The sequence below is a fragment of the Caulobacter sp. UNC358MFTsu5.1 genome (assembly GCF_000712075.1).
In the GTDB taxonomy this organism is placed as follows: Bacteria; Pseudomonadota; Alphaproteobacteria; order Caulobacterales; family Caulobacteraceae; genus Caulobacter.
On the sequence record NZ_JONW01000006.1, the window covers coordinates 755,353 to 775,826 of the forward strand.

General features: G+C 72.0%; 19 protein-coding genes. 10 read left to right on the forward strand and 9 right to left on the reverse strand.

Features of this window, described 5'->3' with window-relative positions; all coding sequences use genetic code 11:
• Positions 1 to 88 precede the first annotated feature (88 nt).
• The gene (locus BR39_RS0112205) at positions 89 to 1,102 is read right to left on the reverse strand and encodes an SMP-30/gluconolactonase/LRE family protein (RefSeq protein ID WP_081916725.1); all 1,014 of its coding nucleotides are present in this window, start codon (positions 1,100 to 1,102) and stop codon (positions 89 to 91) included.
• A gap of 250 nt (positions 1,103 to 1,352) precedes the next feature.
• Between BR39_RS0112205 and BR39_RS0112210 the strand changes: the two genes are divergently transcribed.
• The 5 genes from BR39_RS0112210 to BR39_RS0112230 are packed head-to-tail and all read left to right on the forward strand — an operon-like array spanning position 1,353 to position 6,308.
• Positions 1,353 to 1,706 carry a MarR family winged helix-turn-helix transcriptional regulator gene (locus tag BR39_RS0112210; RefSeq protein ID WP_369795642.1) on the forward strand — a complete coding sequence of 118 codons (354 nt, stop codon included), beginning with the start codon at positions 1,353 to 1,355 and terminating at the stop codon, positions 1,704 to 1,706.
• 12 nt (positions 1,707 to 1,718) lie between these two features.
• Entirely contained in the window at positions 1,719 to 3,731 is a 2,013-nt protein-coding gene (locus tag BR39_RS0112215; protein ID WP_029911942.1) for an FUSC family protein, read from the forward strand.
• A complete protein-coding gene (locus BR39_RS0112220; protein ID WP_029911945.1) occupies positions 3,728 to 3,937 on the forward strand; it encodes a DUF1656 domain-containing protein in 210 nt (69 codons plus the stop codon). Before BR39_RS0112215 ends, BR39_RS0112220 begins: the two co-directional genes overlap by 4 nt.
• A gap of 2 nt (positions 3,938 to 3,939) precedes the next feature.
• On the forward strand, positions 3,940 to 4,848 hold the full coding sequence (locus tag BR39_RS0112225; RefSeq protein WP_029911948.1) for an efflux RND transporter periplasmic adaptor subunit: 909 nt from the start codon (positions 3,940 to 3,942) through the stop codon (positions 4,846 to 4,848).
• A 17-nt stretch (positions 4,849 to 4,865) separates the two neighbouring features.
• Positions 4,866 to 6,308: an efflux transporter outer membrane subunit gene (locus BR39_RS0112230; protein ID WP_231499447.1), complete on the forward strand. Its 1,443-nt coding sequence runs from the start codon at positions 4,866 to 4,868 to the stop codon at positions 6,306 to 6,308.
• 161 nt (positions 6,309 to 6,469) lie between these two features.
• Here the strand turns inward: BR39_RS0112230 and BR39_RS0112235 are convergent, their stop codons facing one another.
• Positions 6,470 to 7,579 carry a CaiB/BaiF CoA-transferase family protein gene (locus tag BR39_RS0112235; RefSeq protein ID WP_035018310.1) on the reverse strand — a complete coding sequence of 370 codons (1,110 nt, stop codon included), beginning with the start codon at positions 7,577 to 7,579 and terminating at the stop codon, positions 6,470 to 6,472.
• The gene (locus BR39_RS0112240; RefSeq protein ID WP_029911956.1) at positions 7,576 to 8,751 is read right to left on the reverse strand and encodes a CaiB/BaiF CoA-transferase family protein; all 1,176 of its coding nucleotides are present in this window, start codon (positions 8,749 to 8,751) and stop codon (positions 7,576 to 7,578) included. Before BR39_RS0112240 ends, BR39_RS0112235 begins: the two co-directional genes overlap by 4 nt.
• Positions 8,752 to 8,889: 138 nt before the next feature.
• Here BR39_RS0112240 and BR39_RS0112245 point away from each other — a divergent pair, with 138 nt between their 5' ends.
• Entirely contained in the window at positions 8,890 to 9,747 is an 858-nt protein-coding gene (locus BR39_RS0112245) for an aldose 1-epimerase (RefSeq protein WP_029911959.1), read from the forward strand.
• Between the two features lie 180 nt (positions 9,748 to 9,927).
• On the opposite strand, the gene BR39_RS0112250 is transcribed toward BR39_RS0112245, so the two are convergent.
• The 5 genes from BR39_RS0112250 to cydD form a co-directional block, all read right to left on the reverse strand.
• Complete coding sequence (locus BR39_RS0112250) at positions 9,928 to 10,575, reverse strand: helix-turn-helix domain-containing protein (RefSeq protein ID WP_029911962.1); 648 nt, start codon at positions 10,573 to 10,575, stop codon at positions 9,928 to 9,930.
• An 86-nt stretch (positions 10,576 to 10,661) separates the two neighbouring features.
• The gene (gene fixJ / locus BR39_RS0112255; protein ID WP_029911966.1) at positions 10,662 to 11,276 is read right to left on the reverse strand and encodes a response regulator FixJ; all 615 of its coding nucleotides are present in this window, start codon (positions 11,274 to 11,276) and stop codon (positions 10,662 to 10,664) included.
• On the reverse strand, positions 11,269 to 12,747 hold the full coding sequence (locus BR39_RS0112260; RefSeq protein ID WP_231499448.1) for a PAS domain S-box protein: 1,479 nt from the start codon (positions 12,745 to 12,747) through the stop codon (positions 11,269 to 11,271). The genes fixJ and BR39_RS0112260 overlap by 8 nt, the downstream gene beginning before the upstream one ends.
• Positions 12,748 to 12,780: 33 nt before the next feature.
• Entirely contained in the window at positions 12,781 to 14,490 is a 1,710-nt protein-coding gene (locus BR39_RS0112265; RefSeq protein WP_029911974.1) for an ATP-binding cassette domain-containing protein, read from the reverse strand.
• Complete coding sequence (gene cydD / locus BR39_RS0112270; protein ID WP_029911977.1) at positions 14,487 to 16,124, reverse strand: thiol reductant ABC exporter subunit CydD; 1,638 nt, start codon at positions 16,122 to 16,124, stop codon at positions 14,487 to 14,489. The genes BR39_RS0112265 and cydD overlap by 4 nt, the downstream gene beginning before the upstream one ends.
• A gap of 123 nt (positions 16,125 to 16,247) precedes the next feature.
• Here cydD and BR39_RS0112275 point away from each other — a divergent pair, with 123 nt between their 5' ends.
• The 4 genes from BR39_RS0112275 (at position 16,248) to BR39_RS0112290 (ending at position 19,837) form a co-directional block, all read left to right on the forward strand.
• On the forward strand, positions 16,248 to 17,813 hold the full coding sequence (locus BR39_RS0112275) for a cytochrome ubiquinol oxidase subunit I (RefSeq protein WP_029911979.1): 1,566 nt from the start codon (positions 16,248 to 16,250) through the stop codon (positions 17,811 to 17,813).
• Between the two features lie 13 nt (positions 17,814 to 17,826).
• Positions 17,827 to 18,972, forward strand: a complete 1,146-nt coding sequence (gene cydB, locus BR39_RS0112280; RefSeq protein WP_029911981.1) for a cytochrome d ubiquinol oxidase subunit II — start codon at positions 17,827 to 17,829, stop codon at positions 18,970 to 18,972.
• A gap of 12 nt (positions 18,973 to 18,984) precedes the next feature.
• On the forward strand, positions 18,985 to 19,104 hold the full coding sequence (gene cydX, locus BR39_RS0112285; RefSeq protein ID WP_029911985.1) for a cytochrome bd-I oxidase subunit CydX: 120 nt from the start codon (positions 18,985 to 18,987) through the stop codon (positions 19,102 to 19,104).
• Positions 19,105 to 19,384: 280 nt separating this feature from the next.
• Positions 19,385 to 19,837, forward strand: coding sequence for a chemotaxis protein CheW (locus BR39_RS0112290; protein WP_029911988.1), 453 nt, complete (start codon positions 19,385 to 19,387; stop codon positions 19,835 to 19,837).
• 76 nt (positions 19,838 to 19,913) lie between these two features.
• On the opposite strand, the gene BR39_RS0112295 is transcribed toward BR39_RS0112290, so the two are convergent.
• Positions 19,914 to 20,411 carry an ASCH/PUA domain-containing protein gene (locus tag BR39_RS0112295; protein ID WP_029911990.1) on the reverse strand — a complete coding sequence of 166 codons (498 nt, stop codon included), beginning with the start codon at positions 20,409 to 20,411 and terminating at the stop codon, positions 19,914 to 19,916.
• Positions 20,412 to 20,474: the final 63 nt, after the last annotated feature.

Below are 20,474 nucleotides of genomic sequence, written 5' to 3' on the forward strand. Positions count from 1 at the left end.
CGGGAGAATTCTCAATTCCCGTCGGGATTTTACATTAGCGGGGCGCGGGGTTTGTCCGGAGCTTCGCCGGGCTCCGCCGCGCGCCCCGTCAGAACGCCAGCTTCCGGGCCTTCACCTTGACCCGGATCACGCGGTGGTTGGACGACATGTAGAGATGGCCGTCGGCGGCCAGCTCGCAGTTGGAGATCACGTCGTCGGCCCGGATGATCCCGATCCGCTTGCCGGCCGGGGTGAAGATCGAGATCCCGTCCTTGCTGGACGCCCAGAGGTTGCCGCCCCTGTCGACCTTCAGGCCGTCGCCGCCGTCGATGCCGCTGGCCGCGCGGTCGACGAACTGCCGGCGGGCCGTGGGCGCGCCCTTGGCGTCCAGGTCCCAGGCCACCCAGCCGGACTTGCGGTCGGTGGCGTAGAGGGTCCTGCCGTCGGGCGACAGGCCGATGCCGTTGGGCTCGATCGTCCGGTCGATCATCGTCACGACATTGTCAGTCCCCAGGCGATAGACGCCCGAATAGTCGGTCTGGCGGTAGGGCGAGGTCCAGTCGCCCTTCAGGCCCCACGGCGGATCGGTGAAATAGATCGCGCCGTCGCGGGCCAGGACCAGGTCGTTGGGGCTGTTGAAGCGCTTGCCCTCGAAGCTCGAGGCCAGCACCGTCTTCTTCTGGGTCTTCAGGTCGATGCGCGAGACGCAGCGGTTGCCGCTGTCGCCGATCACCAGGCCGCCGCGCGCCAGGATCAGGCCGTTCGAACCGGCCTCGCGCAGGCTGTTGGTCTCGGGGCCGGCATAGCCCGAGGGCGTCAGCCAGACCGCGCCGCCGCCCGCCGGGCTCCAGCGCAGGATCTTGTTGGCCGGCACGTCGGAGACCAGCAGGAAGCCGTCCTTGCCCCCGACCCAGACAGGCCCCTCGCTCCAGGTGAAGCCGTCCAGCACCTGCTCGACCACGGCGTCGGCGTCGATCAGGGCGTCCAGGGCCGGGTCCAGGCGCTCGACCCGGCCGACCACGGGGAAGGTCTGCATCGCGGCGCGCGCCAGGCTCGGCGCGGCGGCGAGCGCCAGCATCGCGGCGGCCGCGCCGCGGCGGGTCATCGGGGAGGTGGGGTTCACGGCGGCGCTCCTGGTTTCCGACGGTTCGACCCCGCTGTTGTGCCTCGCGTCGGCCGCGAGCGCCACTGTTCACTGACAGCCTTGTCATAATCTAGATAGGATGCTATCTAATATCGATAGCAAGCTACCTATCTAGAGTCCCATGGCCCTCACGCCCCGCCTTCTCGACGAACGCGCCTTCACCGGCTCGCTGCTGCGCCTGGCCCGGATCTACCGGCGCGAGGTCAACCGCGCACTGGCCGAGCACGACCTGTCGGACGCCCGCGCCCTGCCGGTGCTGCACATCGCCCGCTCGGGCGGCGGCATGCGCCAGGGCCACCTGGCCGAGGAGTTGGGGGTGGAGGGGCCGTCCCTGGTCCGCATCCTCGACCAGCTATGCGCCGCCGGCCTGGTCGAGCGTCGCGACGACCCCAAGGACGGCCGCGCCAAGACCCTGCACCTGACGCCGGAGGGCGACGCCCTGGCCGTGATCGTCGAGGACGCCGTCCAGGAGGTGCGCACGCGCCTGCTGGCCGGGGTCAGCGCCGAGGACCTGGCCGCCACGGTGCGCACCTTCGCGATCTTCGAGGCGGCCCTCGACGCCGCCCACCGGCAGGAGGGCTGAGGCCGCTCCGCCATGCCCAAGTTCGACAGATGGACGCTGCTGTTCTCGGTGAACAGTTTCGCGGCGGCCATGCTCGCCCTCTACATCGGTTTCGCCCTAGGCCTTCCCCGGCCGTACTGGGCGATGACGACCGCCTATATCGTCAGCCAGCCGCTGGCCGGGGCCGTGCGCTCCAAGGCCGTCTACCGCCTGCTGGGCACCCTGCTGGGCGCGGCCGCCGCCGTGGCCATGGTGCCCAACCTGGTCAACGCGCCTGTCCTGCTGTGCCTGGCCATGGCCCTGTGGGTCGGCGGTTGCCTGACCGTGTCGCTGCTGGACCGCACGCCGCGCTCCTACATCCTGATGCTGGCCGGCTACACGGCCGCGATCATCGGCTTTCCCAGCGTGAACCAGCCGGGCGGCATCTTCGAGGTCGCCGTCTCGCGGGTGATCGAGATCGGCCTGGGCATCCTCTGCGCAACCCTGGTCCATAGCCTGGTCTTCCCGCGTCCGGTCGGGACCGTGCTGCGCCAGCGCCTGGCCGCCTGGCTGGGCGAGGCCGACCGCTGGGCGCTGGACGTGCTGAAGGGGCAGGGCGCCGACGCCCTGGTCCGCGACCGCCGCCACCTGGCCGCCGCCGCCAGCGAGATCCATCTGCTGGCCGTGCACCTGCCGTTCGACACCTCGCGGCTGCGCGAGACCACCGGCGCGGTGCGGGCCTTCCACGACCGCATGCTGCTGCTGATCCCGCTGCTGTCGGGCCTGGCCGACCGCATGGAGGCGCTGAAGGACGTTTCAGACGCCGTCGTGCGCGAGGCGCTGGACGCCGTCGCCGCCTGGATCGAGGCCGGCGCCCCGCGCGAGCCGGGCCTGGCCCTGGTCGAGCGCCTGGACGCCCTGGCCGGCGCGCGGCGCGACGCCGACTGGTCGGGCCTGCTGATCGAGAGCCTGCTGGTCCGCCTTTCCGAGGCCGTCCGGGCCCTGGGCGAGGCCCACGCCTTGATGGTCCGGCTGTGCGACCCCGACGCCCCGTTGTCGCCGGCCCTGGAGGCGGCCGCCGCCACGGCCGGCCGCCGCAAGCTGCACGCCGACCTGCCCCTGGCCCTGCTGTCGGGCGGGGCGGCGGTGATCGCCATCCTGCTGTCGTGCGCGGCCTGGATCGGCCTGGGCTGGGGCGACGGCGCGGCGGCACCGGTCATGGGGGCGGTGTTCTGCTGCTTCTTCGCGGCCATGGACGACCCCGTGCCGGCCATCAAGAACTTCGGCCTGTTCTCGCTGCTCTCCCTGCCGCTGGCCGCGCTCTACATGTTCGCCGTGCTGCCGGCGATCGACGGCTTCCCGCTGCTGCTGGCGGTGATGGCCCCGCCGCTGGTGTTCCTGGGCCTCTACATCCCCAATCCCAAGACCATGGGCGCGGCCCTGGCGGTGATCATGGGCTTCGCCAACGCCATGGCTCTGCAGGAGAGCTTCAGCGCCGACTTCGCGAGCTTCCTGAATGGCAATCTCGGCCAGTTCGTCGGCCTGCTGGCGGCGATCATGGTCACGGCCGGCCTGCGCTCGATGGGCGCCGACGCCAGCGCCCGCCGCCTCTTGGGCCGCACCTGGACGGGCCTGGCCCGTCTGGCCCGGGCGAACGCCGCGCCCGAGCCCACCGCCTTCGCCGGCGTGCTGGTCGACCGCCTGGGCCTGCTCACCCCCAAGCTGGCCGAGACCGGCTCGCGGGGGGACCTGGTCGGCGTCGACGCCCTGCGCGACCTGCGGGTGGGCATGAACCTGGTGGCCGTCCAGGCCGCGCGGCCCGACCTCGACCGCGCCAGCCTCGACGCCGCCCTGGACGGGGTGGGCGAGCGCTTCGCCGCCCTGGCCGCCGGCCGGACCCCGCCGCCCGACGCCGACCTGCTGATGAGCCTGGACGCCGCCCTGCGCGACGTGGCCGGCGCGACGTCCGACGCCCAGGTGCAGGGCGTGACCGGCCTGGTCGGCCTGCGCCGCAACCTGTTCCCCGACGCCCCCGCGCCGAACCTCGTCATGGAGCCCGCCCGATGATCGGCGAGATCAACCTCGACGGCGTCCTGCTGTCTTCCGTCCTCGTCTCGGCCCTGATCGCCCTGGCCGCCGCCTTCGTGCTGCGGCGGGTGCTGTCGTGGGCCGGCGCCTACCGCTTCGTCTGGCATCCGGCGCTGTTCGACACCGCCCTGTTCGTCATCCTCTGGGCCGCGGTCATCGCGGCCCCCCTGCCGATCGATCTCTGACCATGTCCAAGCTGAAAACCGTCCTGCTGACCGGCGCCCGTTTCGCCGTCACCGCCGCCGTCGTCGCCGCCGCCGTGGTCGGCGGGCGAGCCCTGTGGACCCACTACCAGGTCGATCCGTGGACCCGCGACGGCCGCGTCCGCGCCGACGTGGTCCAGGTGGCCCCCGACGTCTCGGGCCTGGTGACCAAGGTCGAGGCCGTCAACGACCAGACCGTCAAGGCCGGCCAGCCGCTGTTCTATGTCGACCGCGAGCGCTACGCCCTGGCCCTGCGCCAGGCCGACGCCAACGTCGCCGCCGCCCGGGCCACCCTGGCCCAGGCCCGCCGCGAACTGGTCCGCAACCGGACCCTGGGCGAGCTGGTCGCGGCCGAGAGCACCGAGCAGAGCGCCTCCAAGGTCGAACAGGCGCAGGCCGCCCTGGCCCAGGCCGACGCGGCCCGCGACGTCGCCAAGCTCAATCTCGAGCGCACCGTGGTCTACGCCCCCACCGACGGCTTCCTGTCGGACCTGACCCTGCGCACCGGCGACTATGTCACGGCCGGCAAGCCGGTCCTGGCCCTGATCGACAGCCGCTCGTTCCGGGTCGAGGGCTATTTTGAAGAAACCAAGCTGTCGGGCCTGAGGATCGGCATGCCGGTCAGCGTCCGGGTGATGGGCGAGGCCCAACCGCTGAAGGGCCACATCCAGTCGATCGCCGCCGGCATTGAGGACCGCGACCGGGTGGCCGGCGCCAACCTGCTGCCCAACGTCAACCCGACCTTCAGCTGGGTGCGCCTGGCCCAGCGGGTGCCGGTGCGGGTGGCCCTGGACCAGACCCCGGCCGACCTGCGGTTGATCGCCGGCCGCACGGCCACGGTGGCGGTCCTCCAGGCGGACGGGCGCGGTGTGGCGACGGGAGCCGGCCGATGAGCCCGCAAAAGCGCGTCATGCGTATCCTGATCGCCGCCGCCTCGCTGTCGGCCGTGGCGGCCTGCACGACGGTCGGCCCCGACTACAAGGTCCCTACTGCCGCCAAGGTCAATGCGCCTTCGGCCCAGGGCGCCTTCCTCGGGAGCGCCAACCCCGCGGTCAGCCAGGCCCCCGTGCCCGAGGGCTGGTGGAAGCTCTATGACGATCCGGTCCTGAACGGGCTGGTGCAGGAGGCTCTGACCGCCAACACCGACCTGCGGGTCGCCGCCGCCAACCTGGCCCGGGCCCACGCCGTGGCCGCCGAGGCCGACGACGCCGGCGGCTTCTCGGCCTCCGCCTCGGCCGCCGCCGCCCACTCGCGGGAGTCGGGCGAGCAGTTCCTGCTGGCCGAGCAACTCCCGGTCGAGAACCTGGCCGACGTCGGCGTGAAGGTCTCCTACCAGGTCGACCTGGTGGGGCGGATCAAGCGCGCCTCGGAAGCCGCCCACGCCGACGCCGAGGCGGGGCAGGCGGCCCTGGACCTGGCGCGGGTCAGCGTCGCCGCCGACGTCGCTCGGGCCTATGTCGAGGCCTGCTCCAGCGGCCACGAGCTGGCCGTCGCCCAGCGCACGGTGGACCTGCAGACCCGCTCGCTGGAGGTCACCGGCAAGCTGGTCGCCGCCGGTCGCGGGACCAGCCTGGACGTCACCCGCGCCAAGGCCCAGCTGGACCTGTCGCGCGCCGCCCTGCCCACGTTCGAGAGCCGCCGCCGCGCGGCGCTCTATCGGCTGGCGACCCTGACCGGCAAGACGCCGGCTCAGTTCCCGCGCGAGGTCGAGGCCTGCGTCAGCCCGCCCAAGCTGTCCCAGCCCCTGCCGGTCGGCGACGGCGCGGCCCTGCTCAAGCGCCGGCCCGACGTCCGCGCGGCCGAGCGCGGCCTGGCCGGGGCCACGGCGCGGATCGGGGTGGCGACGGCGGCCCTCTATCCCAGCGTCTCGTTCGGCCTGGGCGGCGGCTCGACGGGTCTGCTGGCCGACATCGGCACGGCGCCCGCCAACCGCTGGGGCCTGACCTCGCTGATCAGCTGGACCCTGCCGGGCGAAGGGGAGCACGCCCGCATCCGCGGCGCCGAGGCCGGGGCCGACGCGGCCCTGGCGCGGTTCGACGGCACGGTGCTGAACGCCCTGCGCGAGACCGAGACCAGCCTCACCGTCTACGCCCACGAACTGGATCGCAACGCGGCCCTGAGATCGGCGCGGGACGAGGCCGCGACGGCCGAGGCCCAGGCCCAGACGCTGTACCGCGCCGGCAAGAGCCCCTACCTGACGGGCCTCGACGCCCAGCGGACGCTCGCTTCCGCCGAGGCCGCGTTGGCGGCCTCGGACGGGGCGCTGGCGGCGGATCAGGTGAACCTGTTCCTGGCGCTCGGCGGGGGCTGGGAGAACGCGCCGGCGGTGAAGGTGGTGGCGGCGGCGCGGTAGGGCGCAGCGGCTCTGCCGGCGAACACTTGCCCCCACCTGGCGACTTCGTCGCCTGTCCGCCCCCGTAGGGGGCGGAGCCTTCGCGCTGGAGCGCTCTTCCCCCTATGGGGGAAGACGACCGCGAAGCGGTCCGTAGGGGGCAAGTGGGTGCGATCCTACGCCTAGGCGCGCCACCCCTCGCCGCGATGTTCATCCAGCCCCGGCGCCCTCGGCTCCACCCGCCCCGGCTCCTCCCGGAACTGGATCGGCGTCCCCACCACGGCGTTCCCCTCGGCGTCGCGCGAGATCATCCCCCGCGCCGACACGGCCGGATCGTCGAAGGCATCCTTCAACGACCGCACCGGCGCGAAGCACACGTCGCGGCCCTCGAACCAGGTCACCCATTCGCCCTGCGTCCGTGTGCGGAACGTCTCGCGGAAAAAGGCCCGCAGCGGTTCCTGGCCCGGCCCCGGCGGCAGGCGCGCATAGTCCAGCAGGTCGCTCCGCTCCAGCGCCTCCAGCAGGTTCGCCGCGAACTTCACCTCCGAGCCGCCCAGCACGATCCACTTCCCGTCGGCGCATTCGTAGAGATTGAACATCGCCGCCCCGCCCCACGAGCGCTCGGCCTTGGGGACGTTGGCGCGGCCCTCGGCGAACACCGGGCCGGTGGCGTTGGGCGTCCAGGCCATCAGGCTGTCCAGCATGGCGACGTCCAGGTGGTCGCCCCGGCCGGTCTTCTCCCGCCGAAGCAGGGCCATCAGCACGCCGGAGAGGGCGGTCAGGCTGGCCAGGGCGTCGGCGGCCATCAGGCCAGGCATGGCCGGCTTGCCGTCCTGGCCCTCGTTCAGCGCCACCAGCCCGGCCAGGGCCTCGACGGCCAGGTCGTGGGCCGGGCGGTCGCGATAGGGGCCCTCCTGGCCGAAGGCGCTGATCGAGCAGTAGACGATCCCCGGATTGACCGCCTTCACCGCCTCGTAGCCCACGCCCAGCCGGTCGACCACGCCGGGCCGGAAGGCCTCGACCAGCACGTCGGCCTCGGCCGCCAGCGCCCAGAACGCGGCCTGGCCCTCGGCGCTCTTCAGGTCCAGTTGCACCGAGCGCTTGCCGCGATGGGTGTTGCGGAACCAGACCGTCTGGCCGCCCGTCGACAGGCCGATGTGGCGGCTGGGCTCGCCCTCGCCGACCGGTTCGACCTTGATCACGTCGGCCCCGTGGTCGGCCATCATCAGGGTCAGCATCGGCCCCGGCAGGAACAGGGAAAGGTCCAGGACCTTGACGCCGTCGAGCTTCATCGGCCGCTCCCCGCGATCTTGGGGGCCAGCAGCAGGTCGTTGTGCTCGCCCAGCGCCGGGGCGCGGGCGGCGGGCATCCGGCGGCCGTCGACCTTGATCGGGCAGGCCAGCATCTCCAGGCCCTGGGGCCGGTCCGGATGGTCGATGTGGTCGCGCATGCCCACCTCGCGGACGAACGGATTGTCCAGCGCATCGGCCAGGTCGGCGATCGGCGAGAACGGCACGCGGCCGCCCAGGAACGCCATCCACTCGGCGCCGGTCCGCTGCTCCATGACCGCGTCGACGATCGGGGTCAGGGCGTCCAGGTTGGCGCGGCGGGCCGGCATGTCGGCGAAGCGCGGATCGGCCTTCAGTTCGGGCCGGCCGATCAGGTCGCACCACACCTCCCAGAACCGCTGGGTCTGGCACATCAGCATGCCCCAGCCGTCCTTGGTCTTCACCCGCTGGGACGGGCTGATCGACGGGTGCGCCCCGCGCGGCGGCCGGCCCACCTGGTGGCCCTCGTTCATCGCCCACACCGCCGGGTAGGAGGTCTGGTGCAGGGCCACGTCGAACAGCGACACGTCGACGTCGCAGCCCTCGCCGCCGGCCCGCGCCTTCAGGATCGCCGAGACGATCCCCAGGGCGAACACCGAGCCGGTCATGAAGTCGACCATCGACAGGCCGAACCGCACCGGCGGCCCGTCGGGCTCGCCGGTCAGGGTCATGAAGCCGGCCTCGGCCTGCATCAGATAGTCGTAACCCGGCCAGGCCTCGCGGCTGTTGCCCCGTCCGTAGGCGGACAGATGGGCGCAGACGATAGCGGGATTGATCGCCTTCAGGTCCTCGTGGCGGATCGCCAGCTTCTCCGGCTGGTCGCCGCGCAGGTTGTTGACCACGGCGTCGGCGCCGGCGACCAGGCGTTCGAAGTCGGCGCGGCCTTCGGGGGTCTTGATCTCCAGGGCCACCGACTGCTTGCCGCGCGAGAAGGTCTGGAAGAACTGGCTGTCGCCCCCAGAGGAAGGGTCGCCCAGGAAATAGGGGCCCAGGCCGCGGCTGATGTCGCCGCCCAGGGACGGGGCCTCGATCTTGATCACCTGGGCGCCCAGCTCGCTGAGCAGCTGGGTGCCGTAGGGACCGGCGGCGTACTGCTCGACCGCCACGATGCGCACGCCGTCCAGGGGTCTGTTCATCCGCTCCGCCTTAAGTTTCGCGGATGATGCGACGCGGGTCTCGCCGCGCCTAGAGGGCGCCGTCGGGGAAGGGCGCTTGTTTCGACTGGGCGATATGCGTAGGCAGGCCGCGTTCCGCTTTCGCCAAGAGGCTTCCCAATGAACGTCGCCCCCGTCGTCCTGCAGACCGCCCGCGCCCGCGTCGAGCTCCTGCCCGCCCTCGGTGGCTCTGTGGTCCGGTTCACCTGGGACGGCCGCGACGTGCTGCGCCCGGCGCCGGCGGGGACGCGCGAGGTGCTGGACACCGGCAACTTCGCCCTGGTCCCGTTCTGCAACCGCATCCGCGACGGGCGGTTCAGCTTCGGCGGCCACGACGTGGCCCTGGCCCCGAACCTTGGCGACCACCCGCACGCCCTGCACGGCCAGGCCTGGCGCGGGGCGTGGACCGTCGTGTCGGCGAGCGAGACCGAGGCGGTGCTGGCCTTCGACCACGCCCCGGGCGAATGGCCCTGGGCCTGGCGCGCCGAGCAGCGCTTCGTCCTGGGCGACCATGGCCTGCGGCAGGACCTGACGGTGACCAACACCGGGGCCGAGCCGATGCCCGTGGGCCTGGGCTTCCACCCCTATTTCCCCGCCCGCGACGGCGAGCGGCTGCAGGCCGGGGTGACTGGCGTCTGGCTGATCGACGACGACTGCCTGCCGACCACTCGAGTGGAAGGCCTCTGGCGCTCGGACTGGGCGGCCGGCGCGCCGACGGCGGTCTCCGAACTGATCGACAACTGCTACACGGGCTGGAACGGCGTCGCGACCCTGTCGGCGCCGGGCGGGGCCAGCACCACCCTGACGGCTTCGCCCGACTGCCGCTGGCTGCACGTCTATTCGCCGCCGGGCGCCGACTTCGTCTGCGCCGAACCGGTCGCCAACCGCCCCGACCCGTTCAACGGCCAGGACAGCGGGATCAAGGTCCTGGCCCCCGGCGAGACGGCGTCGGTGTGGATGAACGTCAGCTCCAGCTGACGTCCATATATTTCACGCCGTCATTCCGGGCCTTGTGCCCGGAACCCCTTTGTCCGCCGCAGGTGCGGGAGGGGCGGACCGCTGGCGGTCCGCTTGCGCTTCACTTGCGAGCTGTACGAGGGGTTCCGGGCACAAGGCCCGGAATGACGGCTGAAAGGTAAGGGCGAGGTCGGAAACGCCTCAGTCCACCATCGCTTCCAGCGCCTCGCGGTCGCGCAGCAGCACCTTGCGCGTCGTCGGCAGGGCGATCAGGCCGTCGTGCTGGAACTGGGTGAAGGTGCGCGACACGGTCTCGATGGTCAGGCCCAGATAGTCGGCCATGTCCTGGCGGGTCATGGGCACGTCCAGCAGGGCGTGGGCGCCGGTGCGTTCGGCCAGGTCCAGCAGCAGGGCGGCGACGCGCTCGCACGCGGTGCGCCGGCCCAGCATCAGCACGTGGTCCTGGCAGCGGCGCAGGCTCTCGGTGGCCAGTTCCAGCAGCCGGCGGGCCACATCGCCGCGCTCGCGGGCCAGGGCCTCCAGCGCCGTCCGGGGCATGACCCGCACAAGGGCCGGGCTCAGGGTCTGGGCGGCCGCGCGATAGGCCTCGCCGCTCTCCAAGCCGAACACGTCACCGGGAAAGTGAAAGGCTTCGATCTGCCGCCGGCCGTCGCGCAGGATGCGGCAGGTGCGCACGCTGCCCGAGATCAGCTGGTAGACCCGGTCGGCCGGCTGGCCTTCGTCGAAGATCGTCTCGCCCGGGTCGAAGCTCAGGTGCAGGCCGTCCAGCACGATCGCCGCCGGCTGGCGGACGGGCGTGGTGGCGGGGGCCTGGATCACGGACAACATGGCGAATTCCCCAATCTGATCGCCCGCCCAATCTCCGTCGCCGGAGCCAAGCGGTACAGTCGGGACCTCCGCCTAAGGGGGACTACCTAGCCGCGCCGCGAGGACAGGGTCATGCGCACGAGGGCCGCCAGGTTGTCGGCGTGCATCTTGGCCATCAGCTTGGCGCGGTAGATCTCGACCGTACGCGGACTGATGCCAAGCTCGCGGGCGATCACCTTGTTGGGCTGGCCGTCGACGACGCCGTCCAGCACCTGGCGCTCGCGTTCCGACAGGGTCTCCAGCCGCTGGCGCACGACCGCCGCCTCGTCGGAGGCCTGGGGCGCGGCGGGTTTGGGGCCGGCCTCCAGGGCGCGGTTCAGGGCGTCGATCATCCGGCTTTCGCCGAACGGCTTCTCGATGAAGTCGACCACCCCGGCCCGCATGGCCTCGACCGCCAGGGGGATGTCGCCGTGGCCGGTGATCATGATGATCGGCACGCGACAGCCGCGGGTGTTCAGCTCGCGCACCAGCTCCAGCCCGGTCATGTCGGGCATGCGCATGTCGGTGATCACGCACCCGGCCCCGTCCAGCGGCAGGGCGTCCAGCAGGGCCAGGGCCGAGGCGTGGCTGACCACTTCGAAGTCGGCGGCCTCCAGCAGGAAGGCCAGGGATTCGCGGGCGCTCTCGTCGTCATCGACCACGTGGACCACGGCTTCAGTCATCGGTCACATCCCCAGTTTCTGCGTCGTCCGGCCTGCGCGGCGGCAGGATGAAGTGGAACACGGTCCCGCCCTTCGGGTTCGGATCGGCCCAGATACGCCCGCCGTGCGCCTCGATGATCGAGCGCGAGATCGACAGGCCCACGCCCATGCCCTCGGCCTTGGTGGTCATGAACGGCTGGAACAGGCGCTCGCGGAACTCGTCGCTGATGCCCGAGCCGGTGTCGGTGACGCTGACCTGCACGGCGCCGTTGTCGAGCCGCCGGCTCGAAATGCCCAGCTCGCGTCGCGGGGAGTCGGCCATGGCGTCGATGGCGTTGCGGATCAGGTTCACCAGCACCTGCTGGATCTGCACCCGGTCGGCATAGACGTCGTCGGCGGCGGGGTCGAGCCGCAGGCGGGTGGTCACCTGGTGCTCGCGCACGCCGATCAGCGCCAGGGCGGCGGCGTCCTCGACCACCTTGGACAGGCTTTCGGGCGCGCGCTCGCTGGCTCCGCGCCGCACGAACTCGCGCATGCGGTGGATCACGTCGCCGGCCCGCAGGGCCTGGGCCGAGGCCTTGTCGACCGCGTCGCGGACCTTGACCTGGTCCTCGGGGCGGCCGCGCTCGATCAGGCGGCGCGAGCCGGTCAGCAGGTTGGCGATGGCCGACAGCGGCTGGTTCAGCTCGTGGGCCAGGGTCGAGGCCATCTCGCCCATGGCGGTCAGGCGCGAGACGTGGACCAGCTCGGTCTGCAGGTCGCGCAGCCGGGCCTCGGTGTGCTGGCGCTCGGTCAGGTCGCGGATGAAGCCGGTGTAGAAGGGCCGCGCGCCGCGCGTCTCGCCCACGGCAAGCTCCATGGGAAAGGTCGAGCCGTCCTTGCGCTGGCCCACCACCACCCGGCCGGTCCCGATGATCCGCTTCTCGCGCGTGCGGCTGTAGTGGGCCAGGAAGCCGTCGTGGGCGCCGCGGTCGGGTTCGGGCATCAGCAGGCTGACGTTCCGGCCGATGGCCTCGGCGGCGGTCCAGCCGAACAGCCGCTCTGCGGCGGGGCTGAACGAGGTCATGGTCCCGGCGGGGTCGATGACGATCACCGCGTCGGGCGCCGAATCGAGGATCGACTGCAGGTGATGGGTCATGGCGGCGGCGCGGGCCCGGGCGGCGTGGAACCAGCCTCCGCCGATCGACATGCCGACGCCGATCATCACGAACACCAGGCTGGCCAGGGCCGTCGCCTGGTCGGGGACGCCGCGCACCTTCAGCAGCCAGACCGCGCCGGCGGCCAGGACGGTGGCGAACAGGCCCGGCGCCAGGCCGCCGACCGCCGCGCTGATCAGCACGGCCGGCACCGACAGCAGGAAGGCCGAGGGGGCGGTGAAGCCGGGCGGCAGGGCTTCCTGGATCAGGGCGCAGGCCAGCACCGTGGCCACGGCCGTCAGATAGGCTCGGGGCCGCAGGTCGCTGTGCAGCGTTCCGGCCGAAACCGTGGTCATCACGTGATAGCGGTCTCCGCTGCGCAAGGTCGGCTACCCTATAGCGCGCGTCGTCGCGATTGGCAGTTCACGTTCGCACAGGGCGCGTGGAGCTGGTCGGTGGCTGACCAGGACCAGGCCCTGGCGGGTGCGCTTCAGGCGCGCGTCCAGGCGTTCGACGACCAGGGCCTCGGTCGCGGCGTCCAGTCCCTCGGTGGGCTCGTCCAGCAGCAGCCAGGGGGCGTCGCGCAGCAGGGCGCGGGCCAGGGAAAGGCGCCGCCGCTCGCCGCCCGACAGCCGCTCGCCGTTCTCGCCGATCCAGGTATCCAGGCCCCGGGGCAGGGCGCGGACCCGGGCCTCCAGGGCGGCGTCGGCCAAGGCGTCCCACAGGGCCTCGTCGGCGTGGACGCCGGCCAGGGCGAGGTTGGCGCGGACCGTCCCGGCGATCATCGCCGCGTCCTGCGGGGCGTGGGCGAAGGCGGCGCGCGTGCGTGCGCTTGGCTCCTGCCCCGCACACAACAACCGCTCATCCCGGCGAATGCCGGGACCCAGATCCTCTGGCGGGGGGGCTGATTGGAGTAGCTCAGCGCCCTTTGGCGTCAGGCCCAAAGCCATTCCATCTGGGTCCCGGCATTCGCCGGGATGAGCGGAGTTTGAAGAGCGCAAGCCCAGCAAGCGCTCAAGCACCGTGGTCTTGCCGCATCCCGACGGGCCCGTCAGGACCAGCCGCGAACCAGGTTCGAGGGTGAGATCACCGAAGCCCAGACTGGGCCGATCCGCAAAGGACGGAGCGTCCGCCGCGCCCGGCGCATGCCCCAGCACCGCGTCCAGCCGCGCCGCCGCGGCGTCGGCGCCGGCGTCCTGTTCGAAGGCCTTGCCGACCCCGGCCAGGCCTTCCAGGGCCATGGCGGCGGCGAGGCCCGCCATGGCCGCCAGGGGCGTGGCGGCGTCGTGGGCGAAGGCCAGGACCAGGGCGACGGCCAGGCCGAGGATCGCGCCCTGCAGCACCGCCAGCCCGCCGGCGGCCGCCACCGCCTCCTGCTTGAGGGCGTCCAGCCGCGCGCCCTTGGCGGCGATCTCGGCGGCGGCGCGGTCCTGGACGCCGTAGGCCCGCAGCTCGGGCGCGGCCGCGGCATAGGCGGCCAGGGCGTCCTTGAGGTCGCCGGCGGCCTGCTGGATCGCCGGGCCGCTGTGGGCGGTCAGGCGGAGGGCCAGGGCGCGGACGCCCAGCACCGTGGCGGCCGCCGACAGGGCGACGACGGTGGCCGACGCCCAGCTGGCCGGGGCGGCCATGGCGAGGCCGGCGGCGACCGCGGCCGCCGCGCCCCAGGGGGCGGACAGGCGGACCAGCCGGGTCTCGACCGCGTCGACGTCCTGCACCAGCCGCGCCGAGGCCTCGCCGCGCGACAGGGCCAGGGCCTGTTCCGGCGGGGCGGCGGCCAACGACGCGTAGAGCGCGGGACGGATGGCGGCCAGGGCCTTGAGGGCGGCGGCGTGGCCCGACAGGCGCTCCAGATAGCGGAAGGCCGTGCGCAGGATGGCCAGCAGGCGGATGCCGGCGCTGGGCAGCAGCACGTTGAAGGCCTGGGCCGCGGCCAGGCCGGCCAGGCCGGCGAGGGCCGCCCCGGTCAGGAACCAGCCCGACAGGCCCAGCAGCAGCACCGACCCGGCCCCGACGATCGCGGCCGAGAGCGCGGCCAGGCGCAGCCCGCCCGCGTGGCGCTTCCGCTGCTCCCGGATCAGGTCGGCGAGGGGGCCGCTCATAGCCGCACCACGCGGTCGGCGAGGGCGGCGACGGCCTCGGAATGGGTGGCGATCAGGGTCGTGCGGCCTTTCGCGGCCTCGACCAGGATCGACAGCAGGGCCTGTTCCGACGCCGCGTCCAGGTCGGCGGTCGGCTCGTCCAGCAGCAGGATCGGTGCGGGCTTGAGCAGGGCCCGGGCCAGGCCCAGCCGCCGCCGCTCGCCGCCCGACAGCCCGCCGCCGCGCTCGTCGAGCCGGGCGTCCAGGCCGCCGCGAGCGGCGAGCACGGCGTCCAGGCCCACGGCGCGGGCGGCGCGTTCGATCTCGTCCCGTGTCGCGCCGGGGCGGGCCAGGGCCAGGTTGTCGGCCAGGGTCCCGGGCAGCACCACGGGCGACTGTCCGGCCCAGGCGACAGAAGGCGCGATCGAGCCCAGGTGCGACAGGCGCTCCCCGCCGACGACCACCTCGCCCGCGCTCAAGGGCGCCAGGCCCAGCAGAAGGTTCAGCAGGGTGGTCTTGCCGCTGCCGCTGGGGCCCAGCAGAGCCACCACCTCGCCCGGGGCGACGTCCAGGTCGAAGCCGTCGAACACCGGGGCCTCGTCGGGGGCGTAGGCCACGGTCACCGCCTGGAAGCGGATCGCGGGCGGCGCCGCGAACGTCGCGGCGGGCGGGGGCGGCGCGGGGGCGGGCAGGGCGGCCAGGGTCAGGGCGGCGGCCTCGGCGGCCTGGCGGTCGTGATAGGCGGCGGCCAGGCGGCGCAGCGGGGCGTAGACCTCCGGCGCCAGGGCCAGGGCGAAGAAGGCGCGCTTCAGGTCCAGCTGCTCCGGAACCGGGAAGGGCAGCAGCCGCAGCAGGTTGAAGCCGCAATAGACCGCGACCAGGGCCACCGACAGGGCGGCGAAGAACTCCAGGGCGCCCGACGACAGGAAGGCGACCCTCAGCACGCGGATCGTCCGCCGCGCCAGGTCGTCGGCGGCGACGCCGAGGTCGCGGGTCACCGTCCCCTCGGCCTGGAAGGCCAGCACCACGGGCAGGGCGCGGACCCGGTCCAGGAACAGGCCCGACAGCCGGGCCAGGGCCAGGAACTGCCGTCGCGACTCCTCGGCCGCCGCCCCGCCGGCCAGGGCCATGACCAGGCCGAACGGGATCAGGGTCAGCAGCAGGATGGCCGCCGCTAAAGGGGTGGCCACGGCGATGGCGGCGATGATCAGCAGGGGCGCGACGGCGGCGGCCAGCTTGGCGGGTTCGAAGCGCGCGACATGGCCGTCCAGGGCCTCGACACCCTCGACCACGGCGGCCAGGGCCTCGCCGCCGGTGATGCGGCCGCCCAGCGCCGAGGCCGCGGCGTCCCGGCGCGCCTGGGCCTTTGCCCCGGCGGCGGCGCGGGCCCCGGCCTGGGCGGCGCGTCGGGCCAGCAGGCCGCGGGCGGCGGCCGCCAGGGCGATCAGGACCAGCCAGGGCGCGGCGGCGGGGAGGCCGCGCGGCAGGGCGTCGACGCCCAGGGCCAGTCCGGCGGCGAAGGCGATGGCGGCGGGGACGTCGGCCAGCAGCCACAGCGGCGCGGTGCGGGCCGCGCGTCCGCCTCCCGACTTGCTCAGGGTCTTCAGCCAGGGCCGCGCGACGGCGTCGAGGTCGGCGGTGAAACTGACGGGCATGGGCCGTTGTTAGGAGCAGGGAACGGGAACGTCCTTGATCCTGATCAAAGCGTTCTAGCCAGAACGCGTCTAGGGGTGGAAAGTCGTGGCGCGACCGATCGCCCACGACAACCGGAGCGCTGCATGGATCCCGCCGTCGTCGACCTTTCCCGTCTGCAGTTCGCCCTGACGGCGCTCTACCACTTCCTGTTCGTGCCCCTGACCCTGGGCCTCTCCTTCATGCTGGTGATCATGGAGAGCGTCTATGTGATGACCAAGCGGCCGATCTGGCGCACCACGACGCGGTTCTGGGGCACGTTGTTCGGCATCAATTTCGTGCTCGGCGTCGCCACCGGCCTGACCATGGAATTCCAGTTCGGCATGAACTGGTCCTACTACTCGCACTATGTCGGCGACATCTTCGGGGCCCCGCTGGCGATCGAGGGGCTGATGGCCTTCTTCCTGGAGGCCACGTTCGTGGGGCTGATGTTCTTCGGCTGGGACAAGCTCAAGCCCGTGCAGCACCTGCTGGTCACCTTCCTGGTGGCCCTGGGCACCAACCTGTCGGCCCTGTGGATCCTGATCGCCAACGGCTGGATGCAGAACCCGGTCGGCGCGGCCTTCAATCCCGATACCATGCGGATGGAGGTGGTCGACTTCCGGGCGGTGGTCTTCAACCCCGTGGCCCAGGCCAAATTCGTGCACACGGTCAGCGCCGGCTACACCATCGCCGCGGTCTTCGTGCTGGGGATCAGCGCCTACTACCTGCTGAAGGGCCGGTTCGTCAGCGTCGCCAAGCGGTCGCTGACCGTGGCCGCCGCCTTCGGCCTGGCCTCGTCGCTGTCGGTGGTCGTGCTGGGCGACGAGAGCGGCTACGCCCTGACCGACAACCAGAAAATGAAGCTGGCCGCCCTGGAGGCCATGTGGGAGACCGAGCCCGCCCCGGCCGGCCTGACCGCCTTCGGCATCCCCGACCTGAAGGAGCGAAAGACCCACGCCGAGATCAAGATCCCCTATGTGCTGGGCCTGATCTCGACCCGCAGCCTGGACCGGCCGGTGGCCGGCATCTTCGAGCTGGTGGCCCAGGCCGAGACGCGGATCGAGAGCGGCCTGGTCGCCTACGACGCCCTGGAGACCCTTAAGGCCAACCCCACCGACCTGACGGCGCGCGGCGTCTTCGAGACCCATCGCCGCGACCTGGGCTACGCCCTGCTGCTCAAGCGCCACGTGGCCGACCCGCGGACCGCCGACAAGGCGCTGATCCAGAAGACCGCCTGGGAGACCGTGCCCAACGTGCCGGTGATGTTCTGGTCGTTCCGGATCATGGCCGGCATCGGCTTCCTGATGATCGCCCTGTTCGCCACGGCCTTCGTCCTGGTGTCCTTGCGCCGGCAGAACACCCGCTGGTTCCTGATGATCGCGGTGGCGGCCATCCCGCTGCCGTGGATCTCGACCGAGCTGGGCTGGGTGCTGGCCGAGGTGGGACGCCAGCCCTGGGCGGTGGAGGGCGTGCTGCCCACCTTCCTGGCCCCGTCCACCCTGACCGTGCCCCAACTGCTGACCAGCATCGTGGTCTTCACCCTGCTGTACGGCGCCCTGGCGGTGGTCGAGGTCGGGCTGATCCTGAAGACCATCAAGAAGGGCCCCTTCGCCGAGCAGGAGGCCTTCCCGTCGGGCTCGGCCGCCCCCGCCGGCGAAGCCGTGGCTTAGGAGACACCGGATCATGGAACTCCCGATCGACTATCCGACCCTGCGAATGATCTGGTGGGGCCTGCTGGGCGTGCTGCTGATCGCCTTCGCCTTGACCGACGGCTTCGACATGGGCGTGGGCGCGCTGCTGCCGTTCGTCGCCCGGACCGACGAGGAACGCCGCATGGTGATCAACACCGTCGGCGCCACCTGGGAGGGCAACCAGGTGTGGTTCATCACCGGCGGGGCCTCGATCTTCGCGGCCTGGCCGCTGGTCTACGGTGTCAGCTTCTCGGGCTTCTACCTGGCCATCTTCCTGGTGCTGGTGGCGATGATCCTGCGGCCGGTCGGCTTCAAGTACCGGTCCAAGCGGCCGGAGCCGCGCTGGCGCTCGGCCTGGGACTGGGCGCTGTTCACCGGCAGCTTCGTGCCGGTTCTGGTGTTCGGCGTGGCCGTCGGCAACGTGCTGCAGGGCGCGCCGTTCAAGCTGGACGGCGACCTGCGCGCCTCCTACCACGGCGCCTTCTTCGGCCTGTTCACGCCCTTCACCCTCGTCTGCGGCCTGCTGTCGGTGGCCATGCTGGTGCTGCACGGCGCGGCCTGGCTGGGGGTGAAGGCCGAGGACGGCAGCGTGGTGCAGGACCGCGCGCGCCGGTTCGGGACCGGGGCGGGGATCGCCTCCCTGCTGCTGTTCCTGGTCGGAGGCCTCCTGGCCATGCGGCTGGGCTTCCGGATCGAGGGGGCGTTCGATCCCGCGGGACCGTCCAATCCGCTGCGCACGACCACGGTGGCCGCGCCGGGCGCCTGGTTCGACAATTTCGGCCGCCATCCCTGGATGCTGGTCGCGCCGGTGCTGGGCTTCGGCGGCGCGCTGCTGGCGCTGCTGGGCCTGTGGCGGCGGTCCGCGGCCCTGGCGTTCGGCGGCTCGTCGGCCTCGGCGGCGGGGATCGTGGCCACGGTCGGCCTGTCGATGTTCCCGTTCATCCTGCCCAGCACGATCGACGCCCATTCCAGCCTGACGGTGTGGAACGCCTCGTCCAGCCCCTCGACCCTGTTCATCATGCTGCTGGTGGTGATCGTGCTGCTGCCGGTCGTGCTGCTCTACACCGCCTGGGTGTTCAAGGTGCTGTGGGGCCGGACCAGCACGGCGGCCCTGAAGACCGATCCGGCCCTGTACTGAGGAGACCTGACGATGTGGTATTTCACCTGGATCCTCGGCCTGGGCCTGGCGCTGGCCTTCGGGGTGCTGAACGGCGTCTGGTACGAGTTCAACCTGACCGATGAGGGCGACATCGGGGCCTCGGAGCCGTAATCCGTGTTCCGCTCATCCCGGCGAATGCCGGGACCCAGATCCTGAATCTGAGTGGCTGACTGGAGCGGCGCCGCGCTCTTGGCGTCGGCTTTCGCACCATTCCATCTGGGTCCCGGCATTCGCCGGGATGAGCGGATTTATGACTTGGCGCGACAATTCGACGCCGCCCGGTAAGCTTTGCATTAACCGTTATTAAACGGCGGTCGGGCTCTTGTGGCAGACGACGCGAAACCGGCTTTCGGCCTTCGCCGCAAGACCTTTCGAGCCTCGGGATCCGACCATGACCGACCACGCCGAACCCGCCCTGGAGCTGATCTCGTTCTGCATCGGCGAGCAGGAGTTCTGCATCGACGTGAAGACGGTCCGCGAGATCCGCGGCTGGACCCCGGCCACCCCGATCCCGCACGCCCCGGCCTTCCTGAAGGGCGTGATCAACCTGCGTGGCGCGATCATGCCGGTCATCGACCTGCGCAACCGCCTGGGCCTGGGCGTCACCGTCCCGGAGACCCGCCACGTCATCGTCGTGGTCGAGTGCCAGGACCGCCTGGCCGGCATCCTGGTCGACGCGGTCAGCGAGACCTTCACCGTGTCGCGCGACCACCTGCAGCCGACTCCGGACCTCGGGACCGACGAACTGCGCTTCATCCAGGCGATCATCTCGCTGGACAGCCGCCTGATCACCTATCTGCGCATGGACGACGTCTTCCCGGCCCAGGTCAGCCAGGCGGCCTAAGCCACGCCTCGGAGCGAAACGAAAAAGGGGCGGACCGGCTGGTCCGCCCCTTTTTGATTCCGGTCCCGTGTGACCCCTACTTCCCCCGCACGATCTTCGCGGCCGCCGCATGGAAGGCGGCTTCGGTCTCGGCGGCCTCGGCCACGGCGTTGTGGCGGTCGGCGGCGACCGGCATGGCCGCGCGGCCGGTGTTGGGGGCGGCGTAGCTCTGGGCTACCCGGCGCGCGTCCTGGGCGCGCAGGGCGGCGTTGTTCGAGGCCGTCTCGTGCCAGTGGGCCAACTGGCCGGCGGTCAGGGCGCCGTCCGTGGGCAGGTCGCCGTGATGGACCACCTCGCCGAAGCCGATGGCCACGAAGCCGTGGATCACGCCGTAGTCCTCTTCCGACAGCAGGAAGGTGATCTGCCGCTCCTCGACCTGGCCGGTATAGACGTCCTGCTCCGGATCGAACTCGCGCAGCACCAGCACGTCGCCCACGGCGAACTCCCGGTCGTTGCGGCGGATCTCGAAGCGCTTCTTGCCCGAGCGCACGGCGGCGAAATACTGGGGCCAGGTCTTCAGTTCGTGACGGGTCATGAGCGGTTCTTCGGGGGGAAAGGGCGGGGCTCTTAGCCTGCGTCGGACTCTATAGCAATCGGC

Coding starts and splice junctions, on each gene's coding strand:
- cydD (WP_029911977.1), bottom strand. CDS start 16,124: ATGCCCGTCAGTTTCACCGCCGACCTCGACGCCGTCGCGCGGCCCTGG.
- BR39_RS0112290 (WP_029911988.1), top strand. CDS start 19,385: ATGACCGACCACGCCGAACCCGCCCTGGAGCTGATCTCGTTCTGCATC.
- BR39_RS0112225 (WP_029911948.1), top strand. CDS start 3,940: ATGTCCAAGCTGAAAACCGTCCTGCTGACCGGCGCCCGTTTCGCCGTC.
- BR39_RS0112235 (WP_035018310.1), bottom strand. CDS start 7,579: ATGAAGCTCGACGGCGTCAAGGTCCTGGACCTTTCCCTGTTCCTGCCG.
- BR39_RS0112215 (WP_029911942.1), top strand. CDS start 1,719: ATGCCCAAGTTCGACAGATGGACGCTGCTGTTCTCGGTGAACAGTTTC.
- BR39_RS0112230 (WP_231499447.1), top strand. CDS start 4,866: ATGCGTATCCTGATCGCCGCCGCCTCGCTGTCGGCCGTGGCGGCCTGC.
- BR39_RS0112265 (WP_029911974.1), bottom strand. CDS start 14,490: ATGAGCGGCCCCCTCGCCGACCTGATCCGGGAGCAGCGGAAGCGCCAC.
- BR39_RS0112295 (WP_029911990.1), bottom strand. CDS start 20,411: ATGACCCGTCACGAACTGAAGACCTGGCCCCAGTATTTCGCCGCCGTG.
- cydB (WP_029911981.1), top strand. CDS start 17,827: ATGGAACTCCCGATCGACTATCCGACCCTGCGAATGATCTGGTGGGGC.
- BR39_RS0112275 (WP_029911979.1), top strand. CDS start 16,248: ATGGATCCCGCCGTCGTCGACCTTTCCCGTCTGCAGTTCGCCCTGACG.
- fixJ (WP_029911966.1), bottom strand. CDS start 11,276: ATGACTGAAGCCGTGGTCCACGTGGTCGATGACGACGAGAGCGCCCGC.
- BR39_RS0112260 (WP_231499448.1), bottom strand. CDS start 12,747: ATGACCACGGTTTCGGCCGGAACGCTGCACAGCGACCTGCGGCCCCGA.
- cydX (WP_029911985.1), top strand. CDS start 18,985: ATGTGGTATTTCACCTGGATCCTCGGCCTGGGCCTGGCGCTGGCCTTC.
- BR39_RS0112250 (WP_029911962.1), bottom strand. CDS start 10,575: ATGTTGTCCGTGATCCAGGCCCCCGCCACCACGCCCGTCCGCCAGCCG.
- BR39_RS0112245 (WP_029911959.1), top strand. CDS start 8,890: ATGAACGTCGCCCCCGTCGTCCTGCAGACCGCCCGCGCCCGCGTCGAG.
- BR39_RS0112220 (WP_029911945.1), top strand. CDS start 3,728: ATGATCGGCGAGATCAACCTCGACGGCGTCCTGCTGTCTTCCGTCCTC.
- BR39_RS0112240 (WP_029911956.1), bottom strand. CDS start 8,751: ATGAACAGACCCCTGGACGGCGTGCGCATCGTGGCGGTCGAGCAGTAC.